Consider the following 21,488-nt stretch of genomic DNA (forward strand, 5'->3'; position numbering starts at 1 on the left):
TGCCGCAGTCACCCACAAAGAGAAATTTGTACTTGTAATCGGAAGCTTTAATTTTAAAATTTTTTTACAGCCTCTGTTCTCGATACTTTTTTATCCGCCTCTAACGTGGCAAATAAAAAAACTCGAACTGACGGCATTTAAATTCTGGGGCTTGGAATTTGGTGCTTAATGCCTGGAATTTTGAATCTCAGTATTAAATATTCAGTATAAAATATTCAATCATTGATCCTTATTCATTCCTAAGTCCTTCAATATAACTTCCGTACATATCCTTGAACTGCATTCCTTCAGCAAATCTGAATTTGTTGAGCTTTTTAAATTCCACAAGACCCCAAAGCAGAAATTCCTTCAGGAAGTACTTGTCACTCTCAGAAACTTTGGACTGATATTTTTTGACCAGCTTCTCTAGCGCCGGAATGGAATCTAAGGCCTTTTTATATTCTTCATCTGAAGTTTCATCCAGGAGTTCGAATCCGCTCTCAGAAAAGAACCATTCCACAACTTCAGCATAAGGATCTGGAGCATCTGGTTTGGTAAGCTTCTCTATCTTCGGAAAAACAGTCGGGAACAACGTCTTTACAGCTTCACCTATCAATTCCTGAGCAACTACAGCACTTCCCTCCTGTTCCCCTTCATATACCAGCTCAATTTTACCTGTGATGGACGGAATCACTCCAAGGAAATCTCCAAACCTGAGGAGTGTCTTCTTTCCGCCATTTTTGATTGTCCTTCTTTCTGCAGTGCTTAATAGATTTTCATAGGCACTTATACTGAGCCGGGCACTGATACCGCTCCTGGCATCTATGAATTCATTGTCGCGAGCTTCAAAACTTATCTGTTCAAGAAGATCCTTTGCCAGCTCTGGTACGTGCACAATTTTCGTTTGATCGGGATCAAGCTTTGCTTCCTGAAGTGTGATCGCCCTGGCTGTTTCCAGGTTTGTAGGATAATGAGTCAGGATCTGAGAACCTATTCTATCCTTTAGTGGAGTGACTATACTCCCACGGTTGGTGTAATCTTCGGGGTTTGCAGTGAATACGAACTGCATATCCAGCGGCAGCCGTAATTTGAATCCGCGGATCTGGATATCTCCTTCCTGAAGAATATTAAATAGCGCCACCTGAATCCTCGCCTGTAGATCGGGAAGTTCATTGATCACAAAAATGCTTCGGTTAGCTCGAGGGATCATTCCGAAGTGAATCACGCGATCATCGGCATAACTCAGTTTAAGATTTGCTGCTTTGATAGGATCTACGTCGCCAATAATATCGGCTACCGTTACATCCGGGGTGGCAAGTTTTTCAAAAAAGCGTTCCCTTCTGTGCATCCAGGAAATAGGAGTAGCATCTCCTTTCTCTTTCAGGAGTTCTTTTGCATATCGGGAAATTGGTTTAAAAGGATCATCGTTGATCTCTGAGCCTTCAACTACCGGCATCCATTCATCCAGCAAATTCACCATCATCCTGGCAAGCCTGGTCTTTGCCTGACCACGAAGTCCCAGCAGGTTTATATTATGTTTTGAGAGAATTGCCCGCTCAAGTTCGGGAATTACAGTATTTTCATATCCGTGGATTCCTTCAAAAGCAGGTTCATTATTCCTGATCTTCTTTAGCAAATTCTGCCTTAATTCATCTTTTATGCTTTTACTTTCATAGCCGGCACTCTTTAATGCGCCGAAGGTGTTTAGCTTTTGTACATCCATCTTCAGAAAATTATATGTTCCAAAAAGGGCATTTTTGACCCTCTTTCTTTTTTATCCTTTGATCCTTTTTTTCCGGTTGGTCTCGTAATCCTCAAAGATCATTTCTCCCAGGCCTTTGAGACCTGTAAAGAAAGCTTTCCCCTGATTCGCCTGCGTAAATTCCCTTACAAATCTTTCCAAATAAGGATCTTGTGCGATCATAAATGTAGTAATGGGGATGTGCAGCTTTCGTGCCTGGCTAGCAGCATTATAGCACTTTTCCACGATATATGGATCCAGCCCCACGCTGTTTTGATAGTAGTTCCCATCTCGCTCTCTAATACAACTGGGTTTCCCATCGGTGATCATAAAGATCTGTTTATTGGTGTTTCGCTTGCGCCTAAGAAGGTCCATGGCCAGCTCGAGTCCTGCAACAGTATTGGTGTGATATGGGCCTACCTGGAGATAAGGCAGATCACCTATAGAAATACGCCAGGCATCATTCCCAAATACAAGAATGTCGAGAGTATCTTTGGGGTAGCGGGTGGTAATGAGCTCGGCTAGGGCCATGGCCACCTTTTTGGCTGGAGTTATCCTGTCTTCGCCATACAGGATCATACTGTGGCTTATATCAATCATGAGCACCGTACTCATCTGGCTCTTGTGATGCGTTTCCTCTATAACAAGATCATCCTCGGTCATCCGAAAATCATCGGCGCCGTGATGTATCTGCGCATTTCGTAGTGATTCGGTCATAGAGATCTTATCAAGAGAATCTCCATAATGGTAGTCCCGGAATTCTCCTGTATGCTCATCCCCTGTGCCTATTCTTTTTGTATTGTGATTTCCCGAACCGCTCTTCCGCAGTCTTCCAAAGATCTGGTTGAGCGCCTGCTGTCTTATCGCTCTTTCAGTCTTAGCCGTAATGGCCATTCCGCCGTTACCATCGGGATCTATTTCTTCCCTGATAAACCCTTTTTTCTTGAGGTCTTCAATAAAATCATCAATGCTGTATTCTTCGTTGGTAAGCTTGTATTCCTTGTCTAATTGACGCAGCCAATCTATGGCTTCATCAAAGTCACCCGAAGTATGGGTGATCAATTCCTTGAAGATCTCGAAAAGTTTGTCAAAAGGAGGAATGTTCTCTTCCTCAAAACGCTTAAAAACAAACCCCTTCCTTACATGTTGCCTATCCATGCCCTAATTTAAATCTTCACATGAAATTCTCACAGGAGATGAGGATAAAATTGTGTTAATTGGGGGATTTGGTTATTGGTTATTAGGAAATGGTTAATTGAATTTTAAGAGGATATTACCTGAATGCACCAGTCCTAATGCAATCCCCATCTCATAATAACAACTTTTCAAATAACTATTAACTTAGCAAATCACGATAATAAAAACGTGTGTCCCAACTTTCCTGTTCTTCTTTAAAACAATTATCCTCTTTGGTTTTAGCAGGAGCAAAAGATCGTTCCACAATTTCCCCTTTTTGAAAGGTCACCGGTTTAGAAAAGATAGGTCCGTCAAAAACAAAACTGTGAAACTCCCCATTTTCGCCGGCAGGATCTATACCTTCAGGTAAATCTGACAAAAATTTCTGGTCGATGATCCTTCCGCAGAAAGAAGCATCCAGTAATTGCGCGTTTACACTTACCGTTATTGCCTTGAAACCTGCCGCGAGGAATTCTTTCATAAGGTATGCTGTATTTTTTTTCCAGAGCGGGAATACGGCTGTAATTCCCACTTTTTGAAGCTGCTGTTCTCGATAGGCTCTAAGGTCTTCAAGAAATACATCGCCAAAAATGCTGTGGGTGAAGCCTTCTGCCTTGAGCTGACAAGTCTCCTTTTCCATGATCTCGTTGTAGCGCGCCAAAGGAACATCTCCCGGAAGCGTAATGATTTGAAGGGGAATCTGCAGTTGTTCCACCTGTTTTAGTAACAGCTCCTTTCGCAGGCCATGCATCGAAACCCGGTCGAATTCAGAATTGATAGTGGTCACAAGCTTTTGAACAGGGATTTCCTGCTGCTGAAAAAGATAAAGTGCGTATGCAGCATCTTTTCCTGAACTCCAGTTAAGGTAGGCTTTTTTCATGCTGCAAGTTATTTAAAAAGCATAAAAAAAGCGGTAACTCAGTTACCGCTTAGAATCTTTACTTCGTGGTTTTAAAACATAAAACCTACCGAGAGTTGAATCACATTGTTTTTCTGACTAAAATCGTCTTCATCTTCATAATCCCAAATATTAGAAAGTCCAAGATTATACCTTGCCTCGAAGAACAGGCCCATTTCCAATTTGTATCCAAGACCTGCAGCAAGAGCGAAATCCACACCTTTTGTATCGTCTTTTAAATCTTCTGTTTCTGTTTCGGATTCACCCATAAAGGAATATTCAGCTTCCCCTTCAGATTTGACTAGAAATCCTAATTGTGGTCCTACGTGAATATTGAAATTTGGAGAAATATAATATTTAGCCAAAAGCGGAATGTTCACATAATCCAGTTTTAATTTTGCTTCATAAGAAGCTGTGATCCCTTCAAAAGTCTCAGTTCCTTCTGCTTTTGCTCCCTGTGAGGAATATAATATTTCAGGTTGAAAAGCAAATTTCTCACTTAAAAGAATTTCAGAAATAAGACCTAAATGGAAACCTGTTTTGCCATCCCACTCCTCTGTTTCATCACCTCCTATGGAAGCGAAATTCACTCCAGCTTTAGCTCCAAAATTAACCTGCTGTGCAGTGATGGTACACGCAAATAAAGCTACAAATGCAAATAATAATACTTTTTTCATATCATAATTGGTTAGAATTTAATATGAAGATCCTAAAAAAAGTTATTCGTAGTTGAAAAAATCCGTTTTTTGGATAAAAGCATCCCTTTTAACGTCAGGATACAGCAATATGAGAGAAAAGGTGATGTGAGTGGAAGATATTAGCCAATCTCAGATAAGAAACTTTCCACTGCAAGTTCGTAACTCATTAATCCAAATCCCAGGATCACTCCTTTTGCATTGGGGGCAATGTAAGAATGATGGCGAAACTCTTCCCTGGCATAAGTATTGGAAATATGCACTTCAACAACCGGAGTTGAAATAGCTTTCACCGCATCGCCAATGCCTACAGAGGTATGCGTATATGCAGCGGCATTAAGGATGATCCCGTCAAATTCCCTATCGGAAGTTTGGATTTTTCCAATGATCTCCCCCTCAATATTGGACTGAAAATATTCCAGTGCTACCTGGGGAAAATTCTGTTCTAATTTCAGAAAATAAGATTCAAAGGTTTCAATCCCGTATGTTCCGGGTTCCCGGCTACCCAAAAGATTTAGGTTAGGTCCATTGATGATGATGAGTTTCATGAAGTAAATGTAAAAAATAAAAAACGGAAACCTGAGTTTCCGTTTTTGCAATTTCACGTAAGAATTCTAGAGTCGGAACTCCAAACCGAGATTGACGGTGGAGAATGTGCCGCCGTCTACACTTATTCCTGTATAAGATGCGATGAGCCCAAGCCCGAAGAGACTGAATCCCACCTTGGGCTTGTAATAGAAACCTCCATCATTCCCATCACTTATTCCCAATGCATAACCCAAATCTGCACCCAATTCCAGTCCTGCAAGACCAAACCTTGCTGTAGCAGCAATTGGAAGGAACTGGATGTCATCCATTTCAAAACTTCCCATTCCCTCTCCAAGGTCTACATCTTCCCCAAAAAAGTGAGTATACCCCACCATTGGTCCCAGCTGAAAAGTGTCACCAAATCCCATGAGGTAGGCGACATCTCCTCCAATATTAAAATTTGAAATATCTCCTGCATCACCTACAGGGATCCCTGCATTGATTCCCAGCCTAATGTCTCCCTGTCCATAAGAAGAAGTAAACCCCAGAGCCAGAAAGATAATTGAACATAAAAATTTTTTCATAATTATTAATTTTTTTGGTTATCTATTACTAAATTAAGCAATTACATCTCCACTTGATCGAGATGTTAAAATTAATATGTAGTCGAAATCCTACTTTAATAGGTGCTCATCGCATCGTCGTGCATCTTCAAACAAAAAAAAGGGCAGTAAAAACTGCCCTTTTTCATACCTTATCAATGGACTAGAACAATAGTCCGATCCCTGCCTGTATAACAGAATTCTTGGCATCCACCTCTACTCCGTCAATATCATAAATATCGGTCATCCCAGCATTATAGCGGCCATAAAGAAAGAAGTTACTAAACTTGTATGATGCACCTAATCCTACACTAAAGTCAAAACTATTGAAATTGTCATCATCCATTTCTACACTTCCACTAGCACTATCCACTTCATTTTGAACCAAAAATCCGAACTGAGGACCTGCCTCGAGACTTAGTCCCTTAAAGACATAAAGCTTTGCAAGAACTGGAACTGTTACATAATCAAGCTGAAATTCCACATCCTGTTCGTCTTCAATCTCCTGTATGTCATATCCTTGTGCAGAATACAATACCTCGGGTTGGATAGAGAACCGGTCGCTAACAGGCACTTCGGCCAGTAAACCTAGGTGATATGCAGTACGTGATTTAGACTCTTCATCAAATCCTGAAAATCCGTCTCCAGAGAAAGTTGAGAAATTCACCCCTCCTTTTGCTCCGAAATAAACGAATTCCTGGGCAGCTACAAACGTGGTACTAAAAACCATTGCTGCAATAAATAAAAGTGACTTTTTCATAATTGTCTGTTTTAAAGTTCATGGCAAATGTAGGAGCGATAGTGTTAAGAAAATTAAAGCATCTATTAAAATAATGGTAATTCAGTTGAGGAATCCTGTTATCTTTAGCCTATGAAGTGGGAACATGCCTTAAAAGATTACCAGCATTACCTAAAGATCGAGCGAGGGCTCTCTGCCAATACCATCACAAATTATTCGTTTGATGTAGAAAAATTAGTTCTCTGGCTCGAAGAACATGAAGTTACTGCAAATCCAATTTCCATTTCTGAGGAACAGGTGCAGCAGTTTATCTACGCTATTGCAAAAAAGGTCAATGGTAGATCGCAGGCGAGGATCATTTCCGGACTACGCGGATTTTTCAATTATCTGGTGTTTGAAGATTACAGGAAAACTAATCCGCTGGAGTTAATTGAAGCTCCAAAGACTGGTAGAAAATTACCCGATACGCTTTCTACTTCAGAAATTGATGCCCTCATTGCTGCCATTGATCTGAGTAAACCCGAAGGAGAACGCAACAGAGCTATCCTGGAAACTCTCTATGGATGCGGCTTGCGAGTTTCGGAAGTGATCAATCTGCGTCTTTCTGATCTCTTTTTTGAAGAAGGCTTTATCAAGGTTACCGGGAAAGGCAACAAATCCAGGTTTGTCCCTATTGCCGGGATCACTCAGAAATACATCGGGATCTATCGCGATCAAATAAGATCTCACCTGGATATTAAAAAAGGGCATGAAGACACGCTTTTTCTCAATCGCCGCGGCAGGCAATTAACACGAGCCATGATCTTTACGATCATCAAGCAGCTTTCAGAAATATGCGGAATTTCGAAAAAAATTAGTCCGCACACCTTCAGACATTCTTTTGCCACGCACCTGCTCGAGAATGGTGCCGATCTACGCGCGATCCAGCAAATGCTGGGACATGAAAGCATTACCACGACCGAGATCTACGTCCACCTTGACCGATCTCACCTTCGGAAGGTAGTAGAAGAATTTCATCCCAGAAGAAGATAATTCAGATGAATACTCATTCTTTATGGCCTTTGCTTCAGAAATAAGGAAAAGGAAACTAAAGTTTTGCTAAAGCGGCTTAAATCCTTTGCCAGGCGTCTTTTCCTACTTAATTTCAGCTTATATTATAGTAACATGGAAACACTTAAATTCAGTAATGGTGACGAGATGCCGGCAATTGGCCTTGGCACCTGGAAATCGGAAAAAGGGAAAGTAGGAGAAGCCGTAAAAATTGCGCTCACCAATGGGTACCGACATATTGATTGTGCTGCGACCTATGGCAATGAAGCCGAAATTGGGGAAGCGCTGCATCAACTTTTATCAAACAAGGAAATTAAGCGAGAGGATCTCTGGGTAACTAGTAAACTGTGGAATGATTCACACAGAAAGGAAGAGGTGATCCCTGCGCTAAAGCAGACGCTGCAGGACCTGCAACTGGATTACCTTGACCTCTATTTAATTCACTGGCCGGTAGCTTTTAAACACGGAGTATCTTTTCCTTCAAAAGACGAAGATTACCTGTCTCTTGAAGAAGTTCCAATTCTGGAGACCTGGAATGCGATGATCGAAGCAAAGAAGCAGGGACTTGTGCGGCATATTGGCGTTTCTAACTTCAGTTCAAAAAAGCTTGCAGACCTTATGAAGGAAACGGAGGAGATTCCCGAAATGAATCAGGTAGAACTGCATCCATTCCTTCAGCAGCATGAGCTTCTGGAATTCTGTAAAGAGAATAATATTCACTGCACAGCCTATTCTCCTCTGGGCAGCGGCGATCGCAGTGAGCAAATGAAAGCAAAAGATGAGCCTTCTCTTTTAAAGGAACCGGCCATTGTAGAGATCGCCGAAAAACACGATGCTTCCCCGGCACAGGTGCTCATCAAATGGGCTGTTGCTCGTGGTACAGCAGTGATCCCTAAGTCTACTACCAAAAAACATATCATTTCAAATCTTGAGAGTGAGAAATTAGCCTTAGATGAGCAGGATATGGAGAAGATCGCCGAAATTGAACGGGAGTTCCGCTATGTGACCGGCGAATTCTTTGTTACTCCTGGAAATCCTTATAATAACATTTATGACCTTTAGAAAAACCTTTCCAAAAATTGCATTTTTGACACTTCTTTTTGCAACACTTGTAAGCTGCAAAAACGATGACAGGAAAATGGAAGATCATACTTCTGCTCTCGATTCTCTTTCAACAGAACTTGCTTTGCAACAGGAGATCAACGATTCACTTCAATATCTCATGGAAAAAAGTGAAATGGCCGCCGCATATCCTATTTACTTCGGAAGGGATTTCGACAGTATCGCAAATCCGGAGCAATACATTTCCGAAGCTTTAAAGCAGCAAAAGCAGATCATTCCCATGGAAGCCGTGCTGGGAGGGCAAATGGAGTTTCGACAGGTACAGGTACTAACAGAAGATTGGGTGTTAGCCATTTATGATGACGGGCACGTACAGGGGAAAACCATTTTTGAATATGAACTTCAGAAAGATGGAAAATTGCGTTTCCAAGAGGTGGCTTCAAAACTTCCGAACGGGAAATAAAGACCTACCAAAAATGGCATTTTTGGAACGTTATATTTTTTATAAACTCAATCCAGTTCGACCCAAAATTGGTATCTTAAGGTGATATAAATCAAGAAACAAAAAAGGAGATTATGAAGACCAACATTCAATTTGTACACACAGACACTAAGCTTTCAGCTGAACAACTGGTTCAGAGAAAATTGGATAAACTTGAAAACAAATATGACTGGGTTATTTCTGCCGATGTAATGTTCAAGGAAGAAAAATCCACGAATGGAGAAGGAAAGATTTGCGCAATTGAAGTAAGCCTGCCTGGCCCAAAGATTCACGCATCCTCTAATGCTGATAGTTTTGAAGCCGCAGCTGCCGAAACTGTGAAAGACATAGAAAAACAATTAAAGAAACGCAAGGCCGAGATGCAAAGCCACTAGTAATTGCATAATGTATATTGTATAATGTATAATTAAAAGGCTGCCGAAAATGATATTTTCGGCAGCCTTTTTTTTGTAATACTTTGTCTTGTCTCTTGACTCTTAACTCTTGGTTCTTTAGAATTAAGCTACTCTCTTGATCTTCGCTCCAATAGCCTGAAGGCGCTCTTCAATATTCTCATACCCTCTATCGATCTGTTCGATATTGTGGATGATAGAAGTTCCTTTGGCAGACAAGGCTGCGATTAAAAGAGAGATCCCCGCCCTAATATCTGGAGAAACCATAGTAGTGGCTTTCAGCTGCGATTCAAAGTTGTGTCCAATAACAGTTGCACGGTGTGGATCACATAGAATGATCTTTGCACCCATATCGATCAGCTTATCAACAAAGAAAAGCCTGCTTTCAAACATCTTCTGGTGAATGAGCACATCTCCTTTCGCCTGGGTAGCTACCACCAGCATAATGCTAAGCAGATCTGGCGTAAAACCCGGCCAGGGAGCATCGCTTATGCTCATAATGGATCCATCTATAAAGCTTTGTACTTCGTATCCATTTTCATGCGCCGGAATATAGATATCCTCTCCCCTCTTTTCCAGGTTGATCCCAAGTTTTCTAAAGGTTGTAGGGATAAGTCCAAGGTGCTCCCAGCCTACATTTTTAATAGTGATCTCGCTCTTGGTCATTGCCGCCAGGCCAATCCACGAGCCAATCTCGATCATATCGGGCAGGATGGTGTGCGTGCAGCCTCCTAAAGATGCTACTCCCTCAATTTCAAGAAGGTTTGACCCTACTCCTGTGATCTTTGCACCCATGCTGTTAAGCATCTTACACAGTTGTTGCAGGTACGGCTCACAGGCTGCATTGTAGATGGTTGTCTTGCCTTTTGCAAGCACAGCGGCCATAACAATATTGGCCGTTCCGGTCACCGATGCCTCTTCCAGAAGCATATATGTTCCTTTAAGACCGTCTTTGGGTGCCTCAACACCATAAAACCGTTCCTCTTTATTATAGCGAAAATCGGCTCCAAGCTTAATGAAGCCTTCGAAATGCGTATCCAGCCTTCGGCGGCCAATCTTATCGCCCCCGGGACGAGGTATGTAGCCGTGACCAAATCTTCCAAGCATTGGCCCCACAATCATGATGGAACCTCTTAAGCCACTGCCCTCTTCCTTGAATTTTTCACCTTTCATGTAATCCAGGTCAAGATCATTTGCCTGGAAAGCATAAGAACCTTTCTTCAGTTTTTCAACCTTAACTCCTAATTGCTTAAGCAGGTGGATCAATTTATTGACATCCAGGATGTCGGGAATATTATTAATAACTACTTTTTCAGAAGTAAGCAGTACGGCGCAAAGAATTTGCAGGGCTTCGTTCTTTGCTCCCTGGGGTTGAATTTCCCCTTTTAAAGCATGCCCTCCCTCAATTTGAAAAGTTCCCATAAAGAATCGAAAATATTTTAATGACGCTTGCGGCTTCGCGGTCTGTGTGTTTTTTTAACGGGTTTTTTGGTGGCGAATTTTTTATTGCTTCTCAATAAATCTGAAGCTTCGCTTAAATCCTCGTCGGTGTGTTTTAAGTTGATCCTTCCGTCACTTAGTTCCCTCAAGTGCTCAAATATCACCTTATCATCTACAGAATCCTTGTTCCAGCTTAGGTAAGATTTTTTCATATGATTGGCGATAGTGTAGATAAGACCATCTTTCTCGGGCCCATCTTCAAATTTATTCGCCTCATCGATCATACGTTTGATGTTGTTTCCATAGAAACGGTACTTCGGAAAATTCTGAGGATAGGACATTCTTTCGGGTCTTTCCTCAAGCATTTCTTTTGAAGGTTTGGGAAAAGGACTCTCTACATCCAGCTTAAAGTCACTAATGATGAATAACTGGTCCCAAAGCTTATGCTGAAAATCTGGCACGTCCCGTAAATGCGGATTAAGGTTCCCCATCACAGAAATGATGGCTTTCGCCACCTTGTTTCGTTCGCCCTCTTCCTCAATCTCAACGGCGTGTTCAACCATTTTCTGAATATGTCTTCCGTATTCAGGAATAATGAGTTTACTCCTTTCGGAGTTATATTCTAATTCGTTTGTCAAAATGAATAATATTAGGTGATAATATACTGCAGAAGTTTATCGACTGCAAATTAAAAAAATAATTCAGGAAATGAGGTGCCTCTACTAAATTATGCGACAATAATTTACAGAGAGATGACTCCCTCAACTTTTTGGCCCACTTCCTTGTATTTTTCAATTACTGCATCTGGATCCTTCATTCTCACATTGACAGAAACACTGGTGTAACTGCCTTTTTTGGATTGCTTGGTATGGATCACCGCTCCAAGGTTGTCAAAAATGTCTTCTACACTCTTAATTTTATGTGCATCTGTAGGCACTATAAATTTGAAAAGATAGATAGAAGGCCAGGTAGAGGTATCAAGTAACTGGGATTTTAATTTTCGGTAAAACTCTTCAGGATCTTGTGCTTCACTCATAATTTCTAACTTCAGAATTCGTGCAAAGATACATTTTAGAATCCATTTTTTAAATTGGATGCAAATCCCGAAATTTGCCGCGTGAAAACCAGAAAGATCGTAATCACCGGTGGCCCCGGTACCGGCAAGACCTCTGTAATTGAAGCTTTGGAAACCCATGGCTATATGTGTCTCCACGAAGTCTCGCGGGAAATAATAAGAGAGGCTCAGAAAAAAGGGATCGATCAGCTTTTTTTAGAAGATCCGCTGCTCTTTAGTGAGCTACTGCTGGAAGGCCGCATCAAACAGTTCAAGGATGCCGACAACATTAAGGCAGAACTGGTCTTTCTTGATCGCGGAGTAACCGATGTCGTGGCGTACATGAATTACTTCGGAAATGATTATCCTCCTGTTTTTAATCGTGTATGCCAGGAATATATTTATGACCTTGTTTTTATTCTTCCACCCTGGAAACAGATCTATACAGAGGACAATGAGCGATATGAGACCTATGAACAGGCGGTTGAAATTCATGATGAACTCGCCCGCAGCTATATAAATCACGGCTATCAGCCTGTGGAAGTGCCGCAGGGATCTATCGACGACCGTGCTTCCTTTATATTAGACCATCTTGTCTAGTCCTGAAGCAATATTAAAAGAGTATTGGGGCTTCGACTCTTTTCGCCCATTGCAGAAAGAGATCATTACCCAGATTCTGCACAAAAAAGATGTGCTTGCTCTCCTGCCAACTGGAGGAGGTAAATCTCTATGCTTCCAAATCCCCGCCCTGCTCCAACCGGGAATATGTATCGTAGTCTCTCCATTGGTAGCACTCATGGAAGACCAGGTGAAGGCATTGCAGGCGAAGCACATAAAAGCCATGGCCTTGACCGGAGGTATTCCCTTTAAGGAAGTGGATACCATGCTGGATAACTGTATTTATGCTAATTATAAGTTTCTCTATCTTTCTCCAGAGCGACTTCAGCAGGAACTTGTACAGGAGCGCATCAAACAGATGCAGGTGAATCTCATAGCTGTAGACGAGGCTCACTGCATCTCTCAATGGGGCCATGATTTTCGGCCGGCATACCTTAATATCGCTTTGCTGCGTGAACTAAAACCCGAAGTGAATTTCGTGGGCCTTACTGCTACCGCCACTTTGCCGGTGATCACTGATATTGCGAAGCAGCTGGAGCTAAAGGAGCTAAAGGTGCTTCAGAAGTCATTTTCACGGGAACATCTTGCATATATGGTACGCGAAGCTGAAGATAAAAACTACTATCTGGAGCAATTACTGAAAGAACACCAAGAATCGGGCATTGTTTACGTACGCACTCGTAAGGCTACCATTGAGCTGGAACAATATCTCCTCAAAAAAGGCATTTTTGCCACCTCTTTCCATGGCGGACTCACAAAAGCTGAAAAGTCAAAACGGCTGGACCAGTGGCTAAAGGAGGAAAAGCGAATTATGGTTGCAACCAGCGCCTTTGGGATGGGAATAGACAAACCTAATGTGCGCAGCGTAGTGCACATGAACCTGCCCGAAAGCCTGGAGAGCTATTTCCAGGAAGCCGGAAGAGCCGGCAGGGACGGTAAGCCCGCCAAAGCAGTGATCCTCACTAACAAAAGCGATATCCCGCTGCTTAAAAATCAGTTTCTGGCAACGCTTCCAGGCGTGGAGATGGTACGGCTGGTCTACAGAAAATTGAATACTTTTTTTAGAATAGCTTATGGTGAAGGCGAGAGTGAAGATTTCTATCTCAATTTTTACCAGTTTTGCCAGAAGTATGAATTGAACACCCTTCTTGCATACAACGCCATGCTCCTCCTGGACCGGGCAAGCGTGCTGAGCTTTTCTGAACAGTTTCAGAAGAAAACCAGGATCCAGTTCCTGGCTTCAGGCAAACAAATAGGATTTTACCTGGAAGCGAATCCGCAGTTCGATGCAGTGGTAAAGGCTGTTTTACGCACCTACGGCGGCACCTTTGATGCTCCGGTAGAGATCAATCTACAGGTAATTTCAGGTAAGGCAGGAACAACGGTGCAGGAAGCCACTAAATTACTTCAGCAATTGACAAAAGAAGGCATAGCCGATTTTGAACATGATCAACATGACACAAAAATAACATTTCTTGTACCCAGGGAAGATGATGTTACGATCAATCCTCTTGTACCTTATATTAAACTTCAGGAAAAGACGAAAACGGAAAAGATTCGACAAGTGCTGGCATATGTTGAGAATGACCGCGTTTGCAAGAGTGAACAACTGCTGCAGTATTTTGGAGAAAAGAATACTTCTCCCTGCGGAATTTGTTCGGTGTGCCAGCCATTGAATACAAAACTGGACAGGGAAGGAATGAAAAAGATCTATTTTGCGATTGTAGAATTATTACAGGAAGGCGCATACTCGTCAAGAGAGATCACAGAAAAATTGTCATTTCCGGAACCTCATGTTATAAAGGTGCTGCAACTTCTGGTTGAGAAGGATGCCCTTACCATCACCACAAATAAAAAATATAAACTGAAGCATTTATGAAAGAGCTGAGAATAGTCTTTATGGGGACACCAGATTTTGCTGTACATACATTAAAAACTATAGTCGAGGCAGGTTATAAGGTAGTAGGTGTGATCACCGCACCAGATAAACCTGCAGGCCGGGGAAGAAAACTTCAGGAATCGGCAGTAAAGAAGTACGCCTCAGCACAAGGTCTAAAGGTGCTGCAGCCTACCAACCTTAAAGCAAAAGAATTTCTAGAGGAGCTAAAATCTTTGCATGCAAATCTCCAGGTGGTCGTGGCCTTTAGAATGCTACCAGAGATGGTCTGGAAAATGCCAGAATTAGGGACTTTTAATCTTCATGCTTCCTTACTTCCGCAATATCGTGGTGCTGCGCCCATCAACTGGGCAATTATTAACGGGGAGCAGGAAACAGGCGTTTCCACCTTTTTTATTGATGAGAAAATAGATACAGGAGAAATGATCATGCAGGAAAAGGTGGCGATCGCTCCAGCCGAAACTGCCGGAACGCTCCACGATAAACTTATGGTCACGGGCGGCGATCTTGTTATAAAGACTCTGGAAGCAATAAAAAAAGGAGAGGTAACCACTACCTCCCAAAAAAATTCCGGAGACCTTAAATCGGCTTATAAATTCACAAAGGAGAATACCCGAATTGACTGGGAGCAACCTTTAGATTCAATATACAACCTTGTTCGGGGTTTAAACCCTTATCCTACGGCATGGACAATGCTAAAGAACGGCAATGACGAGCTCATGATGAAAATTTACGCTGTTGAAGCCGAACCTGAAGTTCATGATATGGAGCACGGAAAGATTATACAGCACGGAAAAAAAATAAAGGTATCGGTGAAAAACGGCTTTTTGGAGCTAAAGGAAATTCAGCTTCCTGGAAAAAGAAAAATGACGATTAAGGATCTTTTGAATGGCTATGATTTCCATCCCAATGCTAAAGTGTGGTAAACCCTTATGAATGCTGATGTAGGCGCATTTTCCAAAAAATCAACAAAGGTTATTAACAATTTATCGAAGTTATTAACAATAATCGGCTTTTCCCTTGATATTACTTGCGTGGGAAAGTTTTCCATATAAATTTGTAGAGCAAATTAATAAAAGTTTAACCAACAACTATTTAAAACTCGAATTATGAACAAAACAGATTTAATCGATGCAATGGCTGAAAATGCTGGAATTTCAAAAGCAGCAGCAAAAAAAGCTTTAGAGTCTTTTCTTGAAAATGTAGAGAAATCTCTTAAAAAAGGAGATCGCGTATCTTTAGTAGGTTTCGGATCATGGTCAGTATCTAAAAGAGCGGCTAGAGAAGGAAGAAACCCACAGACTGGAAAAACTATCAAAATCGGCGCTAAGAATGTTGTGAAATTCAAAGCTGGTGCAGACTTACAAAAAGCGGTGAACTAATCTCTTCACAAAAGCTAACAAAATATTAAACTCTCCCAATTGGGAGAGTTTTTTTGTTAAATATTCTCAAGGTCTGTTCCAAAGTGCCTATAATTTTTTTAGATTTAATAGAAAGATCGAAGAAACTATTGAAACATGACTACATTAAAACCTGCCAAAGGACTTCTTTTAATTGCCGAACCTACTATTACCGGAGATCTTTCTTTTAACCGGTCTGTCGTATTGATCGCCGATCATACCAAAAGTGGCTCAATTGGCTTTATATTAAACAAGGAGCTGGATTTTACACTTAGGGATCTACTTCCCGATATACAGGGGAATTTCAAAGTGTACAACGGTGGCCCCGTTGAGCAGGACAATCTTTATTTTATTCATAAAGTACCAGATCTAATTCCAGACAGCATTGAAATTGCCAGCGGAATATATTGGGGTGGAAATTTCGAAGTAGTCAAAGGTCTTATCAATGAAAATCTCATAAGTGAAAATGAGATCAAATTCTTCCTTGGATATTCGGGATGGGAGCATGAACAGCTCAATGAAGAGCTTAGCGCTCACTCGTGGATAGTAGCAGAAAATCCCGATCACAAGGACATCTTAAACAAAAAACCTCGCACCTTCTGGAAAGATAAGATGATGCAGCTGGGAGGCAACTATGTCATTTGGTCTAATGCGCCCGAAAATCCTTCTTATAACTAATTAGAAGTAATTAACTCAGCCGGGCAAGCGTATTTAATCTTCCCAGCAGTAACTTTGCAACCTCTTCCCCATATTCCTTTTTCCGGTATTTGTGAACTGGCTGTATTCCCACGGCAACGTTTGTAATAAACATTTCATCTGCCTTCTGAAGTTCAAACGGAGAGATAGACGTTTCCTGAAGCTCATATTCCGGAAGTTTTTTTAGGATTTCCAGGATCTTGGTGCGCGTGATGCCTTTAAGGCAGCCATCGCTTAATGGTGGTGTTTTGATCACCTTGCCAGTTACGAGAAACAGGTTCCCGTTGAGAGCCTCCACCACGTTTTTCTGTTCATTAAGCAATAGGCAATTATCATAATCATTTTCACGGGCATAAATACTTCCCAGCACGTTGATGGCCCTGTTATTGGTTTTTAAGGTGGAAAGGAGGCCGGCAGTTACGAAATGATCTTTGTACAGCTCAACTTCATAAAAACTAGTGTTAAGAAGGTAAAAAGCCTCCTCAAGAGGTACAGAGGTAATAAGATATTCAATGTCGTTGGTGGCAGGGGTATATAGTCCGCCCTCACTTCTTGTTACTGATAACTTAACGCGCGCCTGACCTTCTAGAAGCTCATTTTCACGAAGCAGTTGTAGAATTTCGGCTTCCAGAAATTCGGGAGAAAAGTTATGCGGAATTTCCATCCTCATAATGCGCATGGAAGCCATTAACCTGAAGTAGTGTTCTTCCCAGAAGATAATCCTTCCATTGATCACTCTTATAGTTTCAAAAACCGAATCACCATATGCGAAACCGCGATTTCGAATTGATAAGGATGCCTGTTCTTCTAATACTAATTCCCCGTTAATATTTACCATAAAAAAAGCCCGTTTTTAAACGGGCGAAGGTACTATAAATTGAATAAATTCTAAACAGATCCCAGGACTTGTTTCAAATCGGAAATCATGTTTTCCCATAACATTTTTCCTTCATCCACCTCATCTTCTTCAGCAAAATCTGTCACCATGATAGAAACATCTTTAGTGATTTCATCAACCTGGATCCTAAGTTCAAAGAAGTATGGCGTGTCCTCATCGGCAACCCATCTGAATTTAACTCTTTCACCAGATTTTTTACTCAGCAATTTTGCTTTTTCCTCACTGCCATCCCAGATGAAAGTGAACATCTCTCCACGCGAGTTAACATTATTCGCATACCACTCGCTTAGGCCGGAGGGAGTTGCAATATAGTTGTATAATAAAGATGGGGAAGCCTGGATTGGAAATTCCATTTCATACTTAATCTTGTCGTCCATTCTTCGGTTTTGATAGTTTCGGGCAATATAATTATTAATTGTAAACCTAAAAAGAAATCAAAATAAATAATTCCCAAAAGATAGTTTGCGACAAGACAAATTGTTTTTATATTTGCACCCGCTAAAAGAAAGCAGCAAGCTATAATTGCCTTTCCAAGGCGCAAATGGCGAGGTAGCTCAGTTGGTTAGAGCGTCGGATTCATAACCCGGAGGTCACGAGTTCAAATCTCGTTCTCGCTACCAGTAAAATTAAGGCTTTCGAGAAATCGAGAGCCTTTTTTATTTTGCTCTAGTACAGAATAAGTACAGAAATTCAAAATTTTCAATATTTACATTTCAATTGTTCTTTTTTGATCTCTTTTCTAGGCAAATTTTACATTGAAGATTTAACTAATTTTGAAAAATCATATGTTTCGGACTTCACAATGAATCAGAGAAACACCTGGTTTGCCACCTTTTGTATAAATAAGTAGTTTAGAAATTGGGCGACTCAGACTTCTATGAACACTGAAGATGTGAGAAAAGCCCCAATTAAAGTCGATTGTTCACTAAATCTTAAATCACAAAATTCTTTAAAGTTACTATCACAAACCGAAGGACCTTTCACCTAAACATTCATACTAAATTATTTAACAGGTCGTGTATTAAACAGAAAGTTAAATTGCGCTAAAAAAGTCATAAAAACATGATAACTAATGTTTTACCTTAAAAATCGCAGATATTTTACACCATAAAACCGTAATTTCGGAATAAACTTAAAAAAATATAACGATGAGAAATGAAGAATTAGTTAAAGGGATGTCGAACTGTGTGAATCACTGCAACTGGTGCGCTGACGCTTGTTTAAATGAAGAAAACCTAAAGGATATGGTTGAGTGCATAAGACTAGACAAAGCTTGTGCAGCAGTATGCAGGGCATTAAATGACATTCTTGTTACAGAATACAAAGATATTCAAAAATTGGTGGATTACTGTATTGAAATGTGCGAAAAATGTGCGGAAGAGTGCGAAAAATTTGATTCCAAGCACTGTAAAGACTGCGCAGAAGTCTGCAGGGAATGTGCTAAAAATCTCCGAAATTTCACAGCTTAATGCTTGTAAACTCAGACTATTGAAAGGCTGCTAAAAAAAGTAGCCTTTCTCCTCTACCATTGTTTCTGCTACAGAAACTTTTTTTGAACTGGATTACTTCGACAATTTGAAATCCTTGTTTGATCCCGGTACACAGCTACAATTCAATTTAGGATACTCAGTCCCAGCCTTAGGATTCAAAAATTTAGCTTTCACCACTTTTTTATGTATCGCAATGTTGCCTTCCTTCCGACAACTATTCCCGAAACTCCGATTCTGTGTATCCCACCTCTTGAATGTTTTTACATTCTATTTATAACTATAAAAAAAATTAACAAATAATATTCTTTTTTCCTAAAACATTCATAAAACCTTAAAATCTAATGAATTATACATAAAATGAAAGCCTTCCTAACTGTATATTATGTTAATTTTAATTTGGAAGTTGATCTAATTGCTAGGTTCATAGCAGCCAATTTGATATAAAAGTAAGATAAAAACAGTACTAAATTAGATTGTGTGTTAACTTAAGAGTTCCATTTAGCCGGGTCAAAAAGGGAAAATAGAAGTCTGGTTGAATGTCTTTTTTAGGTCTCGGCAAATGGCCTCAAGTTATAAAGAGTAAAAGTGATTAAATAAAAAGATTCATAAACAAAACCGACACATTAAGAAGCATGAGCTTCAGTGGAATCAAATATCAACCAGAAATTTCCTTTGAAATGAAATATTTATACTTCTACTATTTCTTTATTTTTTTTACGGTTATCTCGTGTAAAGATGCTGAAAAAACCCGGGGAGACGAAGACAACGCTACTCCTGAAGAGGTTGTAAACCAACCTTCGCAGCGAGTAATAAACGTAGCAGACATTGTTGTCCCTGATGGCTTCACTATAGAAGCTGTCAATACCGGCCTCTCTTACCCTGTAGATGTCACCTTTGACGAGGAAAAAAATTATTATATAGCTGAAGCTGGCGGCCATACCTACGGCACTAAACCAGCTCGAGCACCGGAGGCACGTATTCTTAAAGTATTCCCCAATGGGCAGGTAGAAGTACTTTATGATAAGGTGGTTCCCATGACTGAAATAAAGGAATCAGCCTCTTCCGAGGATATGGAAGAAGGGCTAATTCCTCCTGTGACAGGAGTAACTTATTACAAAGGCAACCTCTATATCTCCCACCGTAGCCGATATTCTGTTTACAATCTGGAATCGAAAGAGTTTGAAACCATCATCAACGGCCTTCCTTCCTGGGGGGAATTCTTAAACGCTAAACCGATTTTTAAGGACGACAAAATGTATTGGTTCCTTTCTACTCAAGGGAACAGTGGTGTTATTGAAGAACATTGGGCCATGGTAATTGATGAATTTAATAAGCCCGAAGCCCGGGAAATTCCCGGGGAAGATGTTACCCTTACCGGACAAAATTTTTGGGTTCCAACTTCAAAAATTACTATGACAGAAGCAGACTCTGTCAAAACAGGGGCCTATGCTGCTTTAGGAGAGACTACTACTGCTGGACAAGTGGTGTCGGGCGAAAAAATAGCCAATGGAGCTTTTTTTGTAAGCGATTTGGACGGATCCAATATTAAAAGGATTGCCTGGGGATTCCGAAGTAGCTTTGGCTATCGCTTTAGTCCCGACGGAAGACTTATAACTACAATGAACAGTGCAAATCCAATGCCCCCCCGCGGATTAATGTTTGACTGGGAACCTATTTACGAAGTGATAGAAGGGGAATGGTATGGTTGGCCTGATTTCTATAGTGGACTTCCGATTACAGAAGAACGTTTTGGGGTCAAAAAAGAAGAACGGAATTTTGTCCTTACTCCTGAAACTCACCGCAAACTTTTAAAAGGTAAAAATAGACCTATACAACCTCTTGCAAAATTGTCGTCTCATGCAGCAACTCAGGGTATGGTATTCGGTCGTGGAACAATGGATGTGCCCGAAAATGAAATTTTGGTCGCTGAATTTGGAGCTATTGTACCGGTTTTTAAAGGAGAGAAATATCATCCCCACCGCCCGCCTGGTGTGCCGCCGGAATCTGAAGCTCCCGAAGGTGTAAAGTATAATTGGCCGGGTTTTAAGGTACAGCAGGTAAATTTGACTTCAGGAAAATCTACAGATTTCATTTACAACAAATCCGGACTTCCAGCCTCGGCTGACCAGGGGGGTGGTTTGGAGCGCCCTATTCAGTTAGAGTGGGACTCCCAAGGAAATTTGTATATCGTGGATTTTGGAGTAGTCGAATTTGACGATACGGGAATGAACGCCCATCCTTTTACGGGTGTAATTTGGAAAATAAGCAAACAATAAAAAATACCGGGAATGGAAATTACAGCTACAGTTTTACTTTTTGTAGGAGCGGTTTTAGGTTTTATGGCCTTTACCCACTTAAGCATGAACATGCCGGTGCCTAAAGGGATCTGGTTAAGCCACGTTGTTCTGGTAGCATTAGGTCTAATAGCTTTGATCATTAATGCTTTTACAACTGACAGTATGGAAAAACATTATAATTTGATGGTAATTTTCGCAATTGCACTTATTCCCGCACTAATGATGTTTGGAAAAAAAGACATCAATACCAGGAAAGCATTGGCCATTGTTTATGGTCTCACTGGATTTTTTGGTCTTTTCTGGTTAATTACTTATGTATTACCTTAAATAAAAA

23 protein-coding genes, 1 tRNA gene and 1 pseudogene are annotated in these 21,488 nt (G+C 40.9%); 13 read left to right on the plus strand and 12 right to left on the minus strand.

Features of this window, described 5'->3' with window-relative positions; all coding sequences use genetic code 11:
• Positions 1-229 precede the first annotated feature (229 nt).
• The 7 genes from HC175_RS06820 to HC175_RS06850 all read right to left on the minus strand — a co-directional run bounded on the left by HC175_RS06820 (position 230) and on the right by HC175_RS06850 (position 6,379).
• Positions 230-1,702 (minus strand): magnesium chelatase, encoded by a 1,473-nt coding sequence (locus HC175_RS06820; RefSeq protein ID WP_168137742.1) that lies wholly within the window; start codon positions 1,700-1,702, stop codon positions 230-232.
• Between the two features lie 51 nt (positions 1,703-1,753).
• Positions 1,754-2,878: a vWA domain-containing protein gene (locus HC175_RS06825; RefSeq protein ID WP_168137743.1), complete on the minus strand. Its 1,125-nt coding sequence runs from the start codon at positions 2,876-2,878 to the stop codon at positions 1,754-1,756.
• Between the two features lie 178 nt (positions 2,879-3,056).
• The gene (locus HC175_RS06830; protein WP_168137744.1) at positions 3,057-3,776 is read right to left on the minus strand and encodes an adenine nucleotide alpha hydrolase; all 720 of its coding nucleotides are present in this window, start codon (positions 3,774-3,776) and stop codon (positions 3,057-3,059) included.
• Between the two features lie 71 nt (positions 3,777-3,847).
• Positions 3,848-4,471, minus strand: coding sequence for a porin family protein (locus tag HC175_RS06835; RefSeq protein WP_168137745.1), 624 nt, complete (start codon positions 4,469-4,471; stop codon positions 3,848-3,850).
• Positions 4,472-4,611: 140 nt separating this feature from the next.
• Entirely contained in the window at positions 4,612-5,037 is a 426-nt protein-coding gene (aroQ, locus tag HC175_RS06840; protein ID WP_168137746.1) for a type II 3-dehydroquinate dehydratase, read from the minus strand.
• Positions 5,038-5,103: 66 nt separating this feature from the next.
• Entirely contained in the window at positions 5,104-5,601 is a 498-nt protein-coding gene (locus HC175_RS06845; protein ID WP_168137747.1) for a hypothetical protein, read from the minus strand.
• Positions 5,602-5,782: 181 nt separating this feature from the next.
• Positions 5,783-6,379 carry a porin family protein gene (locus tag HC175_RS06850; protein ID WP_168137748.1) on the minus strand — a complete coding sequence of 199 codons (597 nt, stop codon included), beginning with the start codon at positions 6,377-6,379 and terminating at the stop codon, positions 5,783-5,785.
• A gap of 111 nt (positions 6,380-6,490) precedes the next feature.
• Between HC175_RS06850 and xerD the strand changes: the two genes are divergently transcribed.
• The 4 genes from xerD (at position 6,491) to HC175_RS06870 (ending at position 9,346) form a co-directional block, all read left to right on the plus strand.
• A complete protein-coding gene (xerD, locus tag HC175_RS06855; RefSeq protein ID WP_168137749.1) occupies positions 6,491-7,390 on the plus strand; it encodes a site-specific tyrosine recombinase XerD in 900 nt (299 codons plus the stop codon).
• A gap of 132 nt (positions 7,391-7,522) precedes the next feature.
• Positions 7,523-8,470: an aldo/keto reductase gene (locus tag HC175_RS06860; RefSeq protein ID WP_168137750.1), complete on the plus strand. Its 948-nt coding sequence runs from the start codon at positions 7,523-7,525 to the stop codon at positions 8,468-8,470.
• The gene (locus HC175_RS06865) at positions 8,460-8,933 is read left to right on the plus strand and encodes a hypothetical protein (RefSeq protein WP_168137751.1); all 474 of its coding nucleotides are present in this window, start codon (positions 8,460-8,462) and stop codon (positions 8,931-8,933) included. The genes HC175_RS06860 and HC175_RS06865 overlap by 11 nt, the downstream gene beginning before the upstream one ends.
• 113 nt (positions 8,934-9,046) lie before the next feature.
• Positions 9,047-9,346 carry an HPF/RaiA family ribosome-associated protein gene (locus HC175_RS06870; RefSeq protein ID WP_168137752.1) on the plus strand — a complete coding sequence of 100 codons (300 nt, stop codon included), beginning with the start codon at positions 9,047-9,049 and terminating at the stop codon, positions 9,344-9,346.
• 123 nt (positions 9,347-9,469) lie between these two features.
• Here the strand turns inward: HC175_RS06870 and murA are convergent, their stop codons facing one another.
• The 3 genes from murA to HC175_RS06885 all read right to left on the minus strand — a co-directional run bounded on the left by murA (position 9,470) and on the right by HC175_RS06885 (position 11,840).
• Positions 9,470-10,786: a UDP-N-acetylglucosamine 1-carboxyvinyltransferase gene (murA, locus tag HC175_RS06875; RefSeq protein ID WP_168137753.1), complete on the minus strand. Its 1,317-nt coding sequence runs from the start codon at positions 10,784-10,786 to the stop codon at positions 9,470-9,472.
• A 17-nt stretch (positions 10,787-10,803) separates the two neighbouring features.
• Positions 10,804-11,442: a DUF4290 domain-containing protein gene (locus tag HC175_RS06880; protein WP_168137754.1), complete on the minus strand. Its 639-nt coding sequence runs from the start codon at positions 11,440-11,442 to the stop codon at positions 10,804-10,806.
• Between the two features lie 104 nt (positions 11,443-11,546).
• Positions 11,547-11,840: a DUF493 family protein gene (locus HC175_RS06885; protein WP_168137755.1), complete on the minus strand. Its 294-nt coding sequence runs from the start codon at positions 11,838-11,840 to the stop codon at positions 11,547-11,549.
• Between the two features lie 81 nt (positions 11,841-11,921).
• On the opposite strand from HC175_RS06885, the gene HC175_RS06890 reads away from it, so the two are divergent.
• The 5 genes and pseudogenes from HC175_RS06890 to HC175_RS06910 all read left to right on the plus strand — a co-directional run bounded on the left by HC175_RS06890 (position 11,922) and on the right by HC175_RS06910 (position 16,451).
• A complete protein-coding gene (locus HC175_RS06890) occupies positions 11,922-12,458 on the plus strand; it encodes an AAA family ATPase (RefSeq protein ID WP_168137756.1) in 537 nt (178 codons plus the stop codon).
• A complete protein-coding gene (locus HC175_RS06895; RefSeq protein WP_168137757.1) occupies positions 12,451-14,355 on the plus strand; it encodes a RecQ family ATP-dependent DNA helicase in 1,905 nt (634 codons plus the stop codon). The genes HC175_RS06890 and HC175_RS06895 overlap by 8 nt, the downstream gene beginning before the upstream one ends.
• Positions 14,352-15,299, plus strand: a complete 948-nt coding sequence (fmt, locus tag HC175_RS06900; RefSeq protein ID WP_168137758.1) for a methionyl-tRNA formyltransferase — start codon at positions 14,352-14,354, stop codon at positions 15,297-15,299. The genes HC175_RS06895 and fmt overlap by 4 nt, the downstream gene beginning before the upstream one ends.
• 174 nt (positions 15,300-15,473) lie before the next feature.
• Positions 15,474-15,755 (plus strand): annotated as a pseudogene (locus HC175_RS06905) (HU family DNA-binding protein); the annotation flags it as partial.
• A 135-nt stretch (positions 15,756-15,890) separates the two neighbouring features.
• Positions 15,891-16,451, plus strand: a complete 561-nt coding sequence (locus HC175_RS06910; protein WP_168137759.1) for a YqgE/AlgH family protein — start codon at positions 15,891-15,893, stop codon at positions 16,449-16,451.
• Between the two features lie 10 nt (positions 16,452-16,461).
• Here the strand turns inward: HC175_RS06910 and HC175_RS06915 are convergent, their stop codons facing one another.
• Positions 16,462-17,307, minus strand: coding sequence for an aminotransferase class IV (locus tag HC175_RS06915; protein WP_168137760.1), 846 nt, complete (start codon positions 17,305-17,307; stop codon positions 16,462-16,464).
• Between the two features lie 50 nt (positions 17,308-17,357).
• Complete coding sequence (locus HC175_RS06920) at positions 17,358-17,744, minus strand: START-like domain-containing protein (protein ID WP_168137761.1); 387 nt, start codon at positions 17,742-17,744, stop codon at positions 17,358-17,360.
• Between the two features lie 166 nt (positions 17,745-17,910).
• Between HC175_RS06920 and HC175_RS06925 the strand changes: the two genes are divergently transcribed.
• The 4 genes from HC175_RS06925 (at position 17,911) to HC175_RS06940 (ending at position 21,481) form a co-directional block, all read left to right on the plus strand.
• Positions 17,911-17,987, plus strand: a tRNA-Met gene (locus tag HC175_RS06925).
• 528 nt (positions 17,988-18,515) lie between these two features.
• Positions 18,516-18,836 (plus strand): four-helix bundle copper-binding protein, encoded by a 321-nt coding sequence (locus tag HC175_RS06930; protein WP_168137762.1) that lies wholly within the window; start codon positions 18,516-18,518, stop codon positions 18,834-18,836.
• A 698-nt stretch (positions 18,837-19,534) separates the two neighbouring features.
• Positions 19,535-21,133, plus strand: a complete 1,599-nt coding sequence (locus HC175_RS06935; protein WP_168137763.1) for a PQQ-dependent sugar dehydrogenase family protein — start codon at positions 19,535-19,537, stop codon at positions 21,131-21,133.
• A 12-nt stretch (positions 21,134-21,145) separates the two neighbouring features.
• Positions 21,146-21,481, plus strand: coding sequence for a hypothetical protein (locus tag HC175_RS06940; protein ID WP_168137764.1), 336 nt, complete (start codon positions 21,146-21,148; stop codon positions 21,479-21,481).
• The last annotated feature ends 7 nt before the right edge of the window (positions 21,482-21,488 follow it).

It is taken from the genome of Salinimicrobium oceani, assembly GCF_012037645.1.